Here is a 13,540-nt window from a genome sequence, read left to right as displayed (position 1 = left end):
CCGAACGTGTCGGGCGCGGAATCAGTGTTGGGCGGCCAGGTCCCCGAGGGTGACGTGAAGGGTTTGGGAGGTTTTGCCGCGCTGCACGTCGATGTCGACCTGCTGGCCGGGGTCCTGTTTCCTGAGGCCCGCGAGGAGGTCTGTCACGTTCGTCACCGGTGTCCCCGCGAACTTGGTGATGATGTCCCCGGCCTGCATGCCGGCCTGCCCGGCCGGGCTACCCTGGGTAACGTTGATGACCAGCGCTCCGGAGGATGCGGGAACGGAGAAGCGCTGGGCGATTTGCGGGGTGATGTCGGTGGGGACCACGCCGAGGGCGGCGTGCTTGACGGTGCCGCTCTTCAGCAGTTGGTCGGCTACCTCGGTGACGGTGGTCGATGGTGTCACGAAGCCTATGGCCACCGCTCCGGAGCTCGGTGGCAGGTAGGCCTCTGAAAGTCCGATGATCTGAGCGCTGGAGTCGGCCACCGCTCCGCCGGAGTTTCCTGGGGAGATCGGTGCGTCGGTCTGGAGCAGGTCGATCGCGCCGTGGGGGGACTCCTTGGAGGGCGGCATGCTGCGGTGCAGGCTGGAGACAATTCCGGAGGTGACGGTGTCCTCCAGCCCCAGGGGACTGCCGATGACGACGGTCATCGACCCTACCTCCGGGGCGGATGAGGCGAACTTCGCGGCCGGAAGGCCTGTGCGGTTGACTTTCAGGACGGCAACGTCGGTGACGTCGTCGACGCCGACGACGACCGCCTGGATCTTTGAGCCGTCGGCGAACTGGACCTCCACGTTTTTGAAGGGCTGTTTTTGCTGGTCCTCCACGACGTGGGCGTCGGTGACGATGGAGCCGTCGCTGTGGTAGACGACGCCGCTGCCCAGGCCCACTGCGGTCCGGATCGTGACGACGGACGGCTCGACTTCTTTGACCACGCCGGGGACCGCGGGCAGGCCGGCCCCGGCGGGCAGAGACGCCGGCGAAGCCGGAGCACCGGTGGCTGCCGCCGACGAAGCGGAACCGGACGTGGCGTTACCCGTGGGGTTATTGTTGCTGTTACCGGTGCAGCCGGTCAGCGCGAGTGCCGCCGCGGTCACTCCGGCCGCCGCGTAGAGTCGGAAATACTTCATATGCTCTCTCCTCCTTGAGGCGGTCCGCCGGGAGAGCGGGCTCGTTTTTACGTTAGAACTTTCAGGCTCGGGAGCCCAGCGGCGCTCAGTTTCGTCTCAGGAAACAGCTCAGCGTTCTCTCAGGTGCACTCGAAGACAATGCTTGCGGGCCGTCAACGGGTCGCTGACAGGAGGTGGTGGGGGTGCGGGTTCTGGTTGTTGAGGACGAAAAACTGTTGGCCGAAACGGTTCGGCGCGGGTTGTCCAATGAAGGGTTTGTCGTTGATCTGGCCCCGGACGGTGTTAGTGGGCTTTGGGCCGCGACGGAGAACCCGTACGACGTCATCATTCTGGATTTGATGCTGCCGCTCAAAAACGGGTACGACGTGCTCAAAGAGCTGCGGGAACGGCGTATTTGGACGCCGGTGATGATGCTGACGGCCAAGGACGGGGAATACGACCAGACCGATGCTTTCGACCTCGGAGCCGATGATTATCTGACGAAGCCTTTCAGCTTCCTTGTCCTGGTGGCCCGGTTGCGTGCCCTGATCCGGCGAGGCGCCCCGGAACGGCCGGTCGTGTTGCGTTTGGGTACGCTGACTCTGGACCCGGCCAAGCGCGCGGTGGCGCGCGGTGACGCCGCGATCGCGCTAACAGCACGTGAGTACGGTTTGTTGCAGTTCCTCATGCGCCGGCACGACCAGGTGGTGTCCAAAGCAGAAATCCTGGACAACGTGTGGGACCCCGACTTCCAGGGCGGGGACAACGTCGTGGAAGTCTACATCGGGTACCTGCGCCGAAAGATCGACGTCCCGTTCCGGGTACAGACCCTCACCACCGTGCGGGGGATGGGCTACCAGCTCAGTCCGGACCGGCCCGGCCACGACGGCAACACACCGGAAACTATGCCGGACGGCGGAGCGGCCGCTCCGTAACGGCTCATCCGCAACCACCAGTAAATTTGGCAACTACCCTCTAAACCGGGTATCGACCGTCCCCGGAACTACGATGCGATGAACATCCCATGGTGAGCGTGCATAATTCCGGCCGGTTGTGCCGCCGGTGTCGACGCCCAGCGCCACCGCCAGGAAAGAGTCGGGATCGGCCGTACTCCTTAAACCGGCGACGGTGGCAGTGACTTCCAGGTCGGTGCCCCCGAAGCCAGGAACGGTGCCGGCGCGAGCGGGTTCTCAGCTGCTTCTCAATTGCGCTAAGGCTTGTCTCAGGCGCGTGGTCCGAGACTGGTCTTACGTCAGCATTTGGCTGGCGGCGGCGAATGCAAAGACATCCGCCAAAAAACGGAAAGGATCACCATGACTATCCGCAAAAACAGGACCATCAAAGAAACCGCCGACACGATGGGTACTAAGAAGAAAGCCATCATGGGCGCCGTGGGACTGCTCGCCCTGACCGGCCTCGGGGTCGGGGCAGCACACGCAGCCACACCCCCGGCCCCGCACTCGGCCGCGGTCTCGGTCACCGCCGATACCCAGACCCCGGGTGATACTCCGGATGCACCGGGTGCTGCCGATACGCAGACCCCGGGTGATACTCCGGATGCACCGGGTGCCGCCGATACGCAGACCCCGGGTGATACTCCGGATACACCGGGTGCCGCCGATACGCAGACGCCGGGTGATACTCCGGATACACCGGGTGCCGCCGATACGCAGACGCCGGGTGATACTCCGGACGCACCGGCAGCGGGACAGGGCCCGCAAACAACCAACAACACCAACCCCGCGAACGTACCAAGTTCACTCTAAGCAACAATCCCTGAACATCGTCAGGAACGCCGCCCCTTACCCGGGCGGCGGTCCGACGCTGCCTCGGCCCTTGCGACGGTTGGGGCGGCTGAGCTTCTACTGACTCGGTGACTGCGGCGATCGATGGACGATGCCGTACACCGTGCTCCTACGGTATGACACGGCACCATCCCCAAGAGTGCCTCACACCCGTTTGGCGCGGCTCAGGTATCTGCGGACCGACTCACGTTAAATCTGTTGCATCGGGCGGGGCGGCTTTCGGGACACCGCCGCCGGCACCACCAACAGCGCGGCCGCACGTTCCGTTTTGACGCCGATCGATGTTCAGGCACCAGGAGAGGCCGTCCGGCGCACAGCTGATGCACAGCAGTTACACATCAGGATCCTAACCTCTGCCATGACGGTAGTACCGACTACGGGGGTCACCGATCCGCCCCGGGGGACGGGTTGTTGAAGTCGACAGGGAAACAATCGAGAAGGAGGGCAAGTCGTGGACGACATGCTGCCCCTTAGGTCTTTGGTTGCCGCCGGTTTCGAGGGTCGTCGGGCTGCCCGGAGGGCCCGGCGGGCGCACAGGGCGGCTGCGGAGTTGCCCCCGGCCATGTCCGACACTGGGAAACTCATCGAACAGCTCAGAACATTCCTGGCCACCTCAGATGCACCTCACGGGTGCTGGGCCGATCAACGACTCGGCGAGGCCGAGCGCAGCTTCCAATCCGCCGTAGTCCTGACATCCTCTGATCCGGAGGAGGCACTGGCCTTTACGCGCATGGCCGCAGACCTGGCGGCCCATGCCCTGCGAGTGACCGGCACGGAAAGGCTGAAGTCTCGCCAGCACCCGGCCTCCAAGCCGCCGAAGAGCACGTAGAACATCCGGACATCATGACATTCACCGACCCGCGCCTCTGCGCCGCGATCGTTGACCGGCTGACGTTCAACGGCACCATCATCGAAACCGGCACCGATTCCTACCGCCTCGCCCACAGCCTGACAAGGAACGCGCACTAAAAGGTAGCCGCGGCCGCCCGCCCCACGAACACATAGGTTGTCGTTGACCACTTCATGCCGCGCAACAGGACAGTTTGGAGACGTCAGTAGTGAAGGACTGGGCTGCTATCTTGATGCCTTCGGCCATGGTCAGATAGGGGCTCCAGAGATTCGCGACCTGATCAACGGTCATCCCGGCCTCCAGAATGTAAACCCCTGCGGCGGCGATGTCCCCGGCGTCCTTACCCACGACAGTGATCCCTACAATCCGACCCGTGTCCGCGTCGGCAACGATCTTGATGAAGCCGCGGGTATCACGGTTCACCAGCGCGCGAGGGATAAATTTGAGCGGCAGAACCCGGCACATGCACCGGATCCCTGCCTGGTTCGCTTCCTTGTCCGTCATCCCGACAGCGGCCAGGGCAGGGCTGGTAAACGTGACCCGGGGCAGGTGCCGGTAATCGACCTCACGCCCGGCACCCTCAAAGGCGTTCTCCACCATCAGGGCCCCGTGCGCGGCGGCGACATAGACGAACTCCGGGTGACCCGTCACATCACCCGCGGCCCAGATCCTCGGATTAGTACTGCAAAGGCTCCCGTCGACCAGGACTTCCCCGCGGTCCCCGGTTTCAACGCCGACCATGCAAAGGTTCAAATCCTCCGTGACCGGGCGCCGGCCTGTTGCCATGAGCAGGCGCGCGGCCCTGAACTCCTCGTTTCCTCCTGAGACGGAAGCATCCACGACCACGTCCCCCGACACCTGATCGGTCCGGACCGAGGACGCTGTCGCTCGACGGACGACCCGGATGCCCTCATCGGCGAAGACACCGGCGAGGGCATGCCCGGCTTCAGGCTCTTCGGCCGAGGCGAGCTTGGACCGGACCAGGATGGTCACCTCCGTGCCGAGCCGGGCGAAAAGCTGCGCCTGCTCCAGCGCCACATACCCGCCGCCCACCACCAGCATCGAAGCGGGAACGTCCTGCAGCTCCATCGCACTCGTGGACGTCAGATAATCCACCTCGTCCATTCCCGGCACTTCAGGGATCCAGGGGGTGGAGCCGGTCGCCACCAGGTAGTGTTCCGCGCTGACTGTCTCGGTGGTTCCGCCCGGGGCGGTGATGTTCAAAACCGGTGCGGCTGCGGTTCCGGCGAACACCGCGGTCCCCTGCTGCAGCTTCCATCCATAGTCCGCGGCGAGATCCACATACTTCTCTGACCGCATGGATTCGACCAATGAGCGCTTCCCGGCGACCAGTTCGGGCATATCCACCGGCTCTGCGGAGGTGCTGATACCGGGGAACCGTCCGGAAGCATCGAGGGCGACGTGGCGGGCTTCCGCGGCGGCCAGCAGGGCCTTGGACGGGATGCAGCCCGTGTTCACGCACGTGCCTCCCACAGTGCTGCGCTCCACCATCAACACCCGCTTGCCACGGCTGGTTGCCCGGATGGCCGCAGCGAAAGCAGCCCCGCCGGAACCGATAATGGCCAGGTCATAATCGAAAGATGCTGCCGACACGAGGGACTCCTGAAGATGGAAGGGAAGCAGCCGCCAGCACACCTGTTGCTCAACCGACCGCCATGTGCAGCCTTCAACCGAAGACCTGCTCTGCATCCCATTCTCAACCTTCCCCTACACTGGAATGTCAAGGAATCGCCGTCCTGGCCGCCTGCTAAGAAATGAGTTCATGATGCGTATCGGTGAGGCCGCGGCAGCGGCAGGGATGACAACCAAGACGCTGCGTTTCTACGAGGACAGCGGGCTTCTCCCGGCAGCGAAAAGATCCCCTAACGGCTACCGGGACTACCATGACGACTCCGTGGCCAGACTCGAATTCATCCGCCGCGGACGGGCCGCAGGCCTCGCCCTGACCCAAATACGCGAAATTCTTGCCCTCCGTGACGCCGGAGAAGCCCCCTGCGCCCACGTCCAAGACCTTCTCTCCAACCAGCTGGCCGAGCTGGACCACCAGATTTCTGAACTAATGGCGCTGCGATCCATCGTCGCTGGCCTCCACGCCACTGCCGCGTCCGGGACCGACGCAAGCTGCGATCCCGAACAAATCTGCAGCTACCTCTGAGGCACTACTCCGCCGGACGCCAGCTTCCAACAACCGGGACCCCGGGTATCGTCCCAACCCGCGGCAGTGTTTTCACAGACCCAGAAACCACGCCAAGAACCCCTAGACACCCTCACAACATCATCCCCGGACGTCCGACGGGTGGGTACCATTCGGGCCTTCCAAGTGGGCTCCGATCACGTTGACACAGTCATCCAGCTGTCTCATAACCCAAGTGCCTCAAAACCCTAAGCTTCCGAGACGGATTGAACCGTTCGGTTGGGTCATTCACCGTGCGGGATATACGTGCATCCATGAACTCGTAACGGCGCGATGAAAAGATTTTTTGCCCTGGCTGTGCGTTGGAGTACCGGCTCACGGGTGCGCCTTCGCGCCCAACGCTGAGGAAGGCGATTTGGAAAGTAGTTGCCATTTTGGAAAGTACCTGTCAGAGTATGAGAATCAATCGCTTATGAGCAGGGGTAACGACCATGAATGACACCACCGTTTCGGGGCCGATGGATGCCGGGCAAGCCAAGGCTCTGCTTGATCAGGCAAACCAGGTTGGTAGCAGCGTCCGATCAGGGGCGAGCTGGCCGGCGATCAGTTTTCTACTGGGTCTTGGAGCCGTCTCGTCGATGGGAATCATCGCCTTCACCTATGCGCGGCTGGCACCAGATACCTCCGTAGTCCTTCCAGCTATCTTCATAGGTGTCTGGCTCGTCATCCTCATGGTGACTGTCCTTTTCTTCACCCGTACCAGTAAGCGGGGGTTTGGACTCCGCTGGGGCGTCTACGTGGGTCTTTGGGGCGCCTTGTGGACCGCCGGGATGCTGCTCTCCGGCCTGACCTTTCAGGGCGAACTCTGGTTCGCGGGCCTTGTGGCCGCACTCCTGACAGCGTCTACTACCATCTGTGCCTGGTACGAGGCCCGCCGATGAGTACGCCAGCTACTTCAGACCACCCGCGACATCAGCTCAACGACGTCCTGGGGCATCCCGTGCGGTTTTCCCTCACAGCAGCCCTCGCCCAGACCGAGGAGGTTGACTTTGCCACCGTTCGCAACCACCTGCAGGTCTCGGACTCCGTCCTAAGCAAACAAGCGACGGCACTTGAATCGGCTGGCTACGTCAGAATCCGAAAAGGCTACATCGGCAAGCGGCCCCGGACCTGGCTGAAGCTGACCAAAGTAGGAGAACAGGTGTGGCAAGGCCATCTTGCCGCCCTGCAGGAGATTGCCTTCCCTCAGCGGCAAGCCAACGACTAAACAGCACTGACCGCCCTACCAAACCTCGGACCCTATCTGCTATGTGCGGTCCGGCTTCCAGCGCTAAAGGGAGGGGCCATTCATTGGCTCCTCCCTCCTGTCCGTCGCTGCCCTCGGGCAACTCCTTGGCTTAGCCGGGAACGTTCCTCGGATCGTTGCCGTAGCTGTTCTTCTCCGAGATCTCGCCGTCCTGGTTTTTGATGATGTGTTCGACCTTGCTGGTGCGCTGCGTGTCTTCGCTAAAGGTTGCTTCGTTTGCCTTTTGGTGGAACCACTCGATGTGTTCTGTCAGGAGGCGTGCTGCGAGTTCTCCGTTGCGCGATTGAACGGCGTCGAAAATATCGTGGTGTTGGGTACGCAGGATGGAGATGACATCGGGCCAGGCTTCCATGGCGTCCATGGCATCTTTGACGTAATTGACGATCGCGCCGCTGAGGGATTCCATCATGGTTCCGACCACCGTGTTGCCTGCGAGGGAGCTCAGGGCTACGTGGAACCGGGCATCGAGCTGGTGGAAGGCTGCCCGGTTGATGGCTGGGTCGTCCATGGCGTGCAGTAGCTGGCCGGCCTGTTTGATGAGCTCGTCGTTTTCAGGGCGGAGGGCACCGGCCCGGGCGGTCCAGGTTTCAAGCAGGATGCGGGTTTGGACGATATCGGCTACTGGGAGCCGGTTGCTGGCTACGTGAAGTCGTAGTGCTGAGGACAGTCCCGCGGCGGGGTCGGAGACAACGATGGCTCCCGATGTAGGGCCGGACCCGACGGAGCTGCGCAGTATTCCCATGGCGTCGAGAACCCGGATGGCCTCGCGGACCGAGGCTCGGGAGATTCCGTAGGTTTCGGCGAGTGTGCGTTCGCCCGGGAGCCGGTCACCGATCTTTATTTTGCCCGAGCGGAGGTCCGCTTCTATGTCCTGCAGGAGCGTCTCGTGGGTGCGGCGGCGGGGTGGAGCATGCTCTGCGGAGGCGGTTGTCACGGGCGGTTCCTTGCGGCTTGGGCGTGTGCGGGCAGGCAGCCCGCACACGCCCTGCTTAGCGGGCCGGGTGCTAGGGCAACATCCAGCTCAGGACGGGAGTGGACTGGAGGTAGGAGAGGGTGCAAAGCACCAACAGCAACGCAACGCTCCAGCCAACCACTTTACGCAGGATCAGTGATTCCTTACCTTCGAGGTTGACCGCGGACGCGGCGATGGCCAGGTTTTGAGGGCTGATCAGCTTTCCTACGACGCCGCCGGAAGTGTTTCCGGCTACGAGCAGGTTCGGGTCGATGCCAGCTTTCATGCCGGCGGTCTGCTGCAGTTTGGCGAACAATGCGTTAGCGGACGTATCGGAGCCGGTCACGGCGGTCCCAATCCAGCCCAGGACCGGTGAGAGGAAGGCAAAGAATGTGCCGGTGCCAGCCAGCCAGGTGCCGATGGATACTGTCTGACCGGAAAAGTTCATCACGTAGGCCAGGGCCAGGACGGTGATGATCGTCAGGCCCGCCCAGCGCATGCGGACGATGGTGCGCCCGATCTCTTTGACCGCGCCCATGACAGTGACCCGGTAGCGGCCGCCGTCGTCGTACTTCGAGTAGACGACCGCGACGATCAGTCCGGTAATCAGCAGCAGCGTGCCCGGGGTCGAGAGCCACTGGAAAGAGTAGACGGTGGAGGACACGGGTTTTCCCGAAGCGTCAACCAGGGCATCGTGCAGGATCGGCCAGGGAATTTTGATGTCAGTGGAGGCAAGGAAGGCGGGAATGTCCACGCCGACTTTCCAAAGCTTTGCGATACCGAAGACAACGATGACCAGGAAGTAAGGGAACAAGGCAAGCCATGTCCGGGTGGGAGTCAGCCGGTCAGAAGCGGCGTCTGAAATGGATACTGCCGCCGGTGCTGACGTGCGGGCGGGGCGGGTGGTGGTTGCCCGGTGTGAGCCGCGTCCGGAAGTAATGACTTCCTTTGTGGCCTCTTCAGCGGCGACTCCCAGTCGTTCCCGGGCGGCGGAGCTGCCCTTGGGCGTCCAAACGCGGAAGAAGAGCACCGCTGCGCCAAGACCGGCCAGGGAGGCGACGATATCGGTGAGTTCGTAGGAAAAGTAGTTCGAGCAGAGGTGCTGTGCGATGGCGAAGGAGAAACCGATGACCAGTGCTGCCGGCCAGCAGTCCTTGAGGCCCTTCCGCCCATCCAGGATGAACAGGAGGATCAGGGGCACGATGGTAGCCAGGAGGGGAGCCTGACGACCGACGACCGAGGCGATGTCGGTGGCGTGCAGACCCGTAAGTCCCGCCGCGGTGGTGATGGGGATGGCCATGGCGCCGAACGCGACCGGGGCGGTATTGGCGACGAGCACGGCCGCGGCGGCACGCAGCGGCGGCAGACCGAGCGCCAGCAACATGGTCGCGGTGATTGCGACGGGGGCGCCGAAACCGGCCAGGGCTTCAAGCAGGCCACCGAAGCAGAACGCGATCAGGACCGCCTGAAGGCGAACATCGCCTTTTCCGATCACATCAAAGACCCGGCGGAGGTCTTCAAAACGTCCGCTGAGAACTGTGACCTGATAGAGCCAGACCGCCATCACGACGATCCATAGGACCGGGAACGCGCCAAAGACCCCGCCTTGGGTCGCAGAGAGCAGTGCGAGGCCGGCGGGCATTTGGAAAGCGATGATGCCGACCAAAAGCGCAGCCAGGAGAGCGAATGCACCGGCTACGTGGGCTCGGGTTTTGACCACCGCGAGCAGGACAAAAAAGGTGATCAGCGGCAGCAGGGCAACGGCAGCTGACCAGGCGACACTGTTGAGCACCGGATCGGTGCTGGGGGTGAAGTGTTCCACGGAGTTCCTCCACGGTGAGGGTGACAGGGAAAGTTGTGGTCAGACCTCTGTGGTCGGACCATCAGAGTGTAACGCACATTTTTCCCGGCGATGTGATCTCCTTCACTCAGAAGCGATAGTTGCCAGTGACCGGTGTCATATGGTCAACTGTGGTCAGACCACAAAGTTTTGACCCCGAAAGGCTGCTATGCGAATCGCTTTGTTCGCTACGTGCATCGTGGACGCGATGTACCCCGCCACGGCGCGGGCCACTGTGAAAATCCTGGAGCGGTTGGGCCACGAGGTCGTGTTCCCTTCCGGTCAGGCCTGTTGCGGGCAGATGCACGTCAACAGCGGGTACCTCAAGGAGGCCCTGCCCGTGGTCGCCAACCACGTGCGCGCTTTCGACATTGAGGATTACGACGTCGCGGTCGCGCCGTCAGGTTCCTGCGTGGCCTCGGTTAAACATCAGCACCCGATGGTGGCCCGCTCCTGCGGGGACGCGGACCTGGAAGCCCGCGCTGCCGCGGTCGGGGCGAGGATTTATGAGCTCTCCGAACTGCTGGTGGACGTTCTCGGAGTCACTGACGCAGGAGCCCAGTTGGGTTCCTTCTTCCCGCACCGGGTGACCTACCACCCGAGTTGTCACGGGATGCGTCTGCTCCGCTTGGGCGACCGGCAAGCCCGGCTGCTGGCCACGGTCCAGGGAATCGACATGGTGGACCTGCCCGAAGCGGACCAGTGCTGCGGGTTCGGCGGTACCTTCTCGATGAAGAACGCCGACGTCTCCTCGGCCATGCTCGAGGACAAGACCGCCACTATCAAAACCACGGGCGCGAGCCTGTGCACGGGCGGGGATGCCTCCTGTCTCATGCACATCGGCGGCGGCCTCTCCCGCCAGGGCAGCAGCATCACCACTCTGCACCTGGCCGAAATCCTTGCAAGCACCATGGACGAACCCGCGTCGGTCACCGGCGAGGTTCTCGTTTCCACCGGAAAGGCCGCACGATGAGCACCTTCCTTGGGATGCCGGCCCTTCCGGTTTACGGCTCCGGAAATCTGCACGCGTCCGAGTCCTTCCCGAAATCCGCGCACCGGGAGCTGGGTAATGCCCAGCTCAGGTCCAACCTCGGCCATGCCACCCGCACCATCCGGGACAAAAGGACCCAGGTGGTCTCCGAGCTGCCGGACTGGGAGCAGCTGCGCGACGCAGGGTCCGCCATCAAGGAATCGGTCATGGCCCGGCTGCCGGAGCTGCTGGAGCAGTTCGAGCAGAACTTCACGGCCCGTGGGGGAGTGATCCATTGGGCACGCGACGCAGGGGAAGCCAACCGAATCGTCGCCGGCCTGATCCGGGACACCGGCGAGACGGAGGTCGTCAAGGTCAAGTCGATGGCTACACAGGAAATCGGGCTCAACGAGTACCTGGAAGAGCAGGGCATTGCGGCCTTTGAAACCGACTTGGCGGAGCTGATCGTCCAGCTGGACCATGACAAACCCAGCCACATCCTGGTCCCCGCGATTCACAAGAACCGCACCCAGGTCCGGGATATCTTCCTGCGCGAAATGGAGAACGTTGACCCTGACCTGACCAACGAACCGTCAAAGCTCGCCGCCGCCGCCCGGACCCACCTGCGCCGCAAATTCCTCACCGCCAAGGTAGCTGTATCGGGTGCGAACTTTGCCCTCGCGGACTCCGGCACCCTGGCCGTCGTCGAATCCGAGGGGAACGGACGCATGTGCTTGACGCTGCCCGAAACCCTCATCACCGTCATGGGGATCGAGAAGCTCCTGCCCACCTGGCAGGACCTTGAAGTCTTCATGCAGCTGCTGCCACGGTCCTCCACCGGTGAGCGGATGAACCCCTACACCTCGCTATGGACCGGCGTCACCGAAGGGGACGGACCGCAGAACGTCCACCTGGTCCTTCTGGACAACGGCCGCAGCGCCGCCCTGGCCGACGAGATGGGCCGTTCCGCGTTGCACTGCATCCGCTGCAGCGCCTGCATGAACGTCTGCCCCGTCTACGAACGAACCGGCGGCCACGCCTACGGTTCCACCTACCCGGGCCCGATCGGAGCGATCCTCTCTCCCCTCATGACCGGTATCCAGGCCGAGGAAAACGATTCACTTCCCTACGCTTCATCCCTGTGCGGCGCCTGCTACGACGCCTGCCCGGTGAAGATCAACATCCCCGACATCCTGGTCCATCTGCGCAGCGTGGACGTGGACAGCAAACGCGGCACAAAAAAAGTACCCAACCAGATGGACGTCGGCATGAAAGCCGCCTCCTGGGCGCTGTCCTCCGGCAAACGGCTCGGACTCATCGAAAAAGGCCTACCGCTCAGCCGTCTCGCCGCAGGGCCGAACAAGAAAATCACCAAGCTGCCCGGCATCGCCGCCGGCTGGACACAGAGCCGCGATATTCCCGCACCACCCACGCAGTCGTTCCGCGCCTGGTGGAACAAAGAACACCACACCCCGGATGCCGGCGTCGGAACGCCCCTCAAGAAGGAAGAACAGCCATGAGCGCACGCACAGAGATCCTGGAACGGATTCACGGCGCGCTCAGTGACCGCCCCGAAGTGCCGACCGTCCCCCGCGCATACATGGCGGAATCGGAGCTCGACGAAGCAGAATTGATCCGGTTGCTAATAGACCGGCTCGTCGACTACAAGGCGCAGGTCTCCGTCGTTGACCACCAAGACGTCTCCACGCGGATCAACGAGCTGCTTGCAGGCGCAAGCAGCTATGTTTTGCCATCGGGGCTGGACCCCGACTGGCTCACCACGGCCGAGGGTAAGGACGACCACCGGCGTCGAATGGACTCCATCGATGCTCCGCTTGGGATCTCCGAGCTGGACAACATCGACACCGTCATCACCGGCAGCGCTGTATCAGTTGCCGAAACCGGGACCATCATCTTGGACGGCAGCCCCAACCAGGGTCGCCGCGCCATCAGCCTTGTTCCCGACCATCACATCTGTGTTGTCAGGGCCGGCGACATTGTCGGGATCCTGCCCGAAGCTCTCCGGAGGCTCGACGGGACCCGCCCTATAACAATGATCAGCGGCCCCAGCGCCACCAGCGACATTGAGCTCGAGCGAGTCGAAGGCGTCCACGGTCCCCGCAGACTTGACGTCATCATTGCCCGCTAGGGCATCCGGAAGCAGCCCGGACGCGCCCCACACGGTCCTCTCCGAAGATTCACCACCGCTATTCAGAAAGGCGTCTCATGACCTACTACCGCCATGACAAATGGTGCGGGCTATTGGGCGCTGTGGTGGAAGTCCGAAAAAACGGGGTCGTCATCCGCCAAGGCGTTGTTGATGATGCCATGCCGGACTCATCGGCGGTGTGGATTGCCGCCGACGGGCTGACGGGACGGGAGATCATCGAAGCGGCCGAGGGGTACCAGATATGGGTCGAACCCAAGCAGCTCGAAGGCAAACACGCCTACCGAATGACATTGGGAGCGCTTCGCGGCAGACCGGCCGCCGAGGGAGCCCACGGGGTCGCTTGAACCGTCGAACGCTAAAGGAAGGGGCCATCCATCGGCCCCTCCCTGCTGCCCGTCTC

13 protein-coding genes and 1 pseudogene are annotated in these 13,540 nt (G+C 63.1%); 10 read left to right on the top strand and 4 right to left on the bottom strand.

Annotated elements, in window-relative coordinates; all coding sequences use genetic code 11:
* Positions 1-21 precede the first annotated feature (21 nt).
* Positions 22-1,113, bottom strand: a complete 1,092-nt coding sequence (locus tag QWJ39_RS04925) for a trypsin-like peptidase domain-containing protein (RefSeq protein WP_290256606.1) — start codon at positions 1,111-1,113, stop codon at positions 22-24.
* Between the two features lie 182 nt (positions 1,114-1,295).
* Here QWJ39_RS04925 and QWJ39_RS04920 point away from each other — a divergent pair, with 182 nt between their 5' ends.
* From QWJ39_RS04920 to QWJ39_RS04910, 3 genes and pseudogenes are all read left to right on the top strand, one after another.
* On the top strand, positions 1,296-2,027 hold the full coding sequence (locus tag QWJ39_RS04920) for a response regulator transcription factor (protein WP_290256605.1): 732 nt from the start codon (positions 1,296-1,298) through the stop codon (positions 2,025-2,027).
* A 378-nt stretch (positions 2,028-2,405) separates the two neighbouring features.
* Positions 2,406-2,858 carry a hypothetical protein gene (locus QWJ39_RS04915; RefSeq protein ID WP_290256604.1) on the top strand — a complete coding sequence of 151 codons (453 nt, stop codon included), beginning with the start codon at positions 2,406-2,408 and terminating at the stop codon, positions 2,856-2,858.
* A gap of 885 nt (positions 2,859-3,743) precedes the next feature.
* Positions 3,744-3,866: pseudogene (locus tag QWJ39_RS04910) on the top strand (ATP-binding protein); the annotation flags it as partial.
* A 52-nt stretch (positions 3,867-3,918) separates the two neighbouring features.
* On the opposite strand, the gene merA reads toward QWJ39_RS04910, so the two are convergent.
* Positions 3,919-5,361, bottom strand: a complete 1,443-nt coding sequence (gene merA / locus QWJ39_RS04905) for a mercury(II) reductase (protein ID WP_290257288.1) — start codon at positions 5,359-5,361, stop codon at positions 3,919-3,921.
* 172 nt (positions 5,362-5,533) lie between these two features.
* Between merA and QWJ39_RS04900 the strand changes: the two genes are divergently transcribed.
* From QWJ39_RS04900 to QWJ39_RS04890, 3 genes are all read left to right on the top strand, one after another.
* The gene (locus QWJ39_RS04900) at positions 5,534-5,923 is read left to right on the top strand and encodes a heavy metal-responsive transcriptional regulator (protein WP_290257287.1); all 390 of its coding nucleotides are present in this window, start codon (positions 5,534-5,536) and stop codon (positions 5,921-5,923) included.
* Between the two features lie 470 nt (positions 5,924-6,393).
* Positions 6,394-6,843: a hypothetical protein gene (locus QWJ39_RS04895; protein WP_290256603.1), complete on the top strand. Its 450-nt coding sequence runs from the start codon at positions 6,394-6,396 to the stop codon at positions 6,841-6,843.
* Positions 6,840-7,169, top strand: coding sequence for a transcriptional regulator (locus tag QWJ39_RS04890; RefSeq protein WP_290256602.1), 330 nt, complete (start codon positions 6,840-6,842; stop codon positions 7,167-7,169). Before QWJ39_RS04895 ends, QWJ39_RS04890 begins: the two co-directional genes overlap by 4 nt.
* A gap of 130 nt (positions 7,170-7,299) precedes the next feature.
* Here QWJ39_RS04890 and QWJ39_RS04885 read toward each other — a convergent pair whose 3' ends face one another.
* Positions 7,300-8,142 carry a FadR/GntR family transcriptional regulator gene (locus tag QWJ39_RS04885; RefSeq protein WP_290256601.1) on the bottom strand — a complete coding sequence of 281 codons (843 nt, stop codon included), beginning with the start codon at positions 8,140-8,142 and terminating at the stop codon, positions 7,300-7,302.
* A gap of 70 nt (positions 8,143-8,212) precedes the next feature.
* Positions 8,213-9,982, bottom strand: coding sequence for an L-lactate permease (locus tag QWJ39_RS04880; RefSeq protein ID WP_290256600.1), 1,770 nt, complete (start codon positions 9,980-9,982; stop codon positions 8,213-8,215).
* 187 nt (positions 9,983-10,169) lie between these two features.
* Here QWJ39_RS04880 and QWJ39_RS04875 point away from each other — a divergent pair, with 187 nt between their 5' ends.
* The 4 genes from QWJ39_RS04875 to QWJ39_RS04860 all read left to right on the top strand — a co-directional run bounded on the left by QWJ39_RS04875 (position 10,170) and on the right by QWJ39_RS04860 (position 13,484).
* Positions 10,170-10,973, top strand: coding sequence for a (Fe-S)-binding protein (locus tag QWJ39_RS04875; RefSeq protein ID WP_290256599.1), 804 nt, complete (start codon positions 10,170-10,172; stop codon positions 10,971-10,973).
* Positions 10,970-12,490, top strand: coding sequence for a LutB/LldF family L-lactate oxidation iron-sulfur protein (locus QWJ39_RS04870; protein ID WP_290256598.1), 1,521 nt, complete (start codon positions 10,970-10,972; stop codon positions 12,488-12,490). Before QWJ39_RS04875 ends, QWJ39_RS04870 begins: the two co-directional genes overlap by 4 nt.
* Entirely contained in the window at positions 12,487-13,119 is a 633-nt protein-coding gene (locus QWJ39_RS04865) for a lactate utilization protein C (protein ID WP_290256597.1), read from the top strand. The genes QWJ39_RS04870 and QWJ39_RS04865 overlap by 4 nt, the downstream gene beginning before the upstream one ends.
* A 77-nt stretch (positions 13,120-13,196) precedes the next feature.
* Complete coding sequence (locus QWJ39_RS04860; protein ID WP_290256596.1) at positions 13,197-13,484, top strand: hypothetical protein; 288 nt, start codon at positions 13,197-13,199, stop codon at positions 13,482-13,484.
* Positions 13,485-13,540: the final 56 nt, after the last annotated feature.

Origin of the sequence: Arthrobacter sp. YD4 (assembly GCF_030410515.1) — a bacterium.
GTDB lineage: Bacteria > Actinomycetota > Actinomycetes > Actinomycetales > Micrococcaceae > Arthrobacter.
Note: the sequence above shows the minus strand (reverse complement) of the source record. Positions and strands in the feature narration are given on the sequence as shown.

Coding starts and splice junctions, on each gene's coding strand:
- QWJ39_RS04925 (WP_290256606.1), bottom strand. CDS start 1,113: ATGAAGTATTTCCGACTCTACGCGGCGGCCGGAGTGACCGCGGCGGCA.
- QWJ39_RS04915 (WP_290256604.1), top strand. CDS start 2,406: ATGACTATCCGCAAAAACAGGACCATCAAAGAAACCGCCGACACGATG.
- QWJ39_RS04900 (WP_290257287.1), top strand. CDS start 5,534: ATGCGTATCGGTGAGGCCGCGGCAGCGGCAGGGATGACAACCAAGACG.
- QWJ39_RS04895 (WP_290256603.1), top strand. CDS start 6,394: ATGAATGACACCACCGTTTCGGGGCCGATGGATGCCGGGCAAGCCAAG.
- QWJ39_RS04890 (WP_290256602.1), top strand. CDS start 6,840: ATGAGTACGCCAGCTACTTCAGACCACCCGCGACATCAGCTCAACGAC.
- QWJ39_RS04875 (WP_290256599.1), top strand. CDS start 10,170: ATGCGAATCGCTTTGTTCGCTACGTGCATCGTGGACGCGATGTACCCC.
- QWJ39_RS04870 (WP_290256598.1), top strand. CDS start 10,970: ATGAGCACCTTCCTTGGGATGCCGGCCCTTCCGGTTTACGGCTCCGGA.
- QWJ39_RS04865 (WP_290256597.1), top strand. CDS start 12,487: ATGAGCGCACGCACAGAGATCCTGGAACGGATTCACGGCGCGCTCAGT.
- QWJ39_RS04860 (WP_290256596.1), top strand. CDS start 13,197: ATGACCTACTACCGCCATGACAAATGGTGCGGGCTATTGGGCGCTGTG.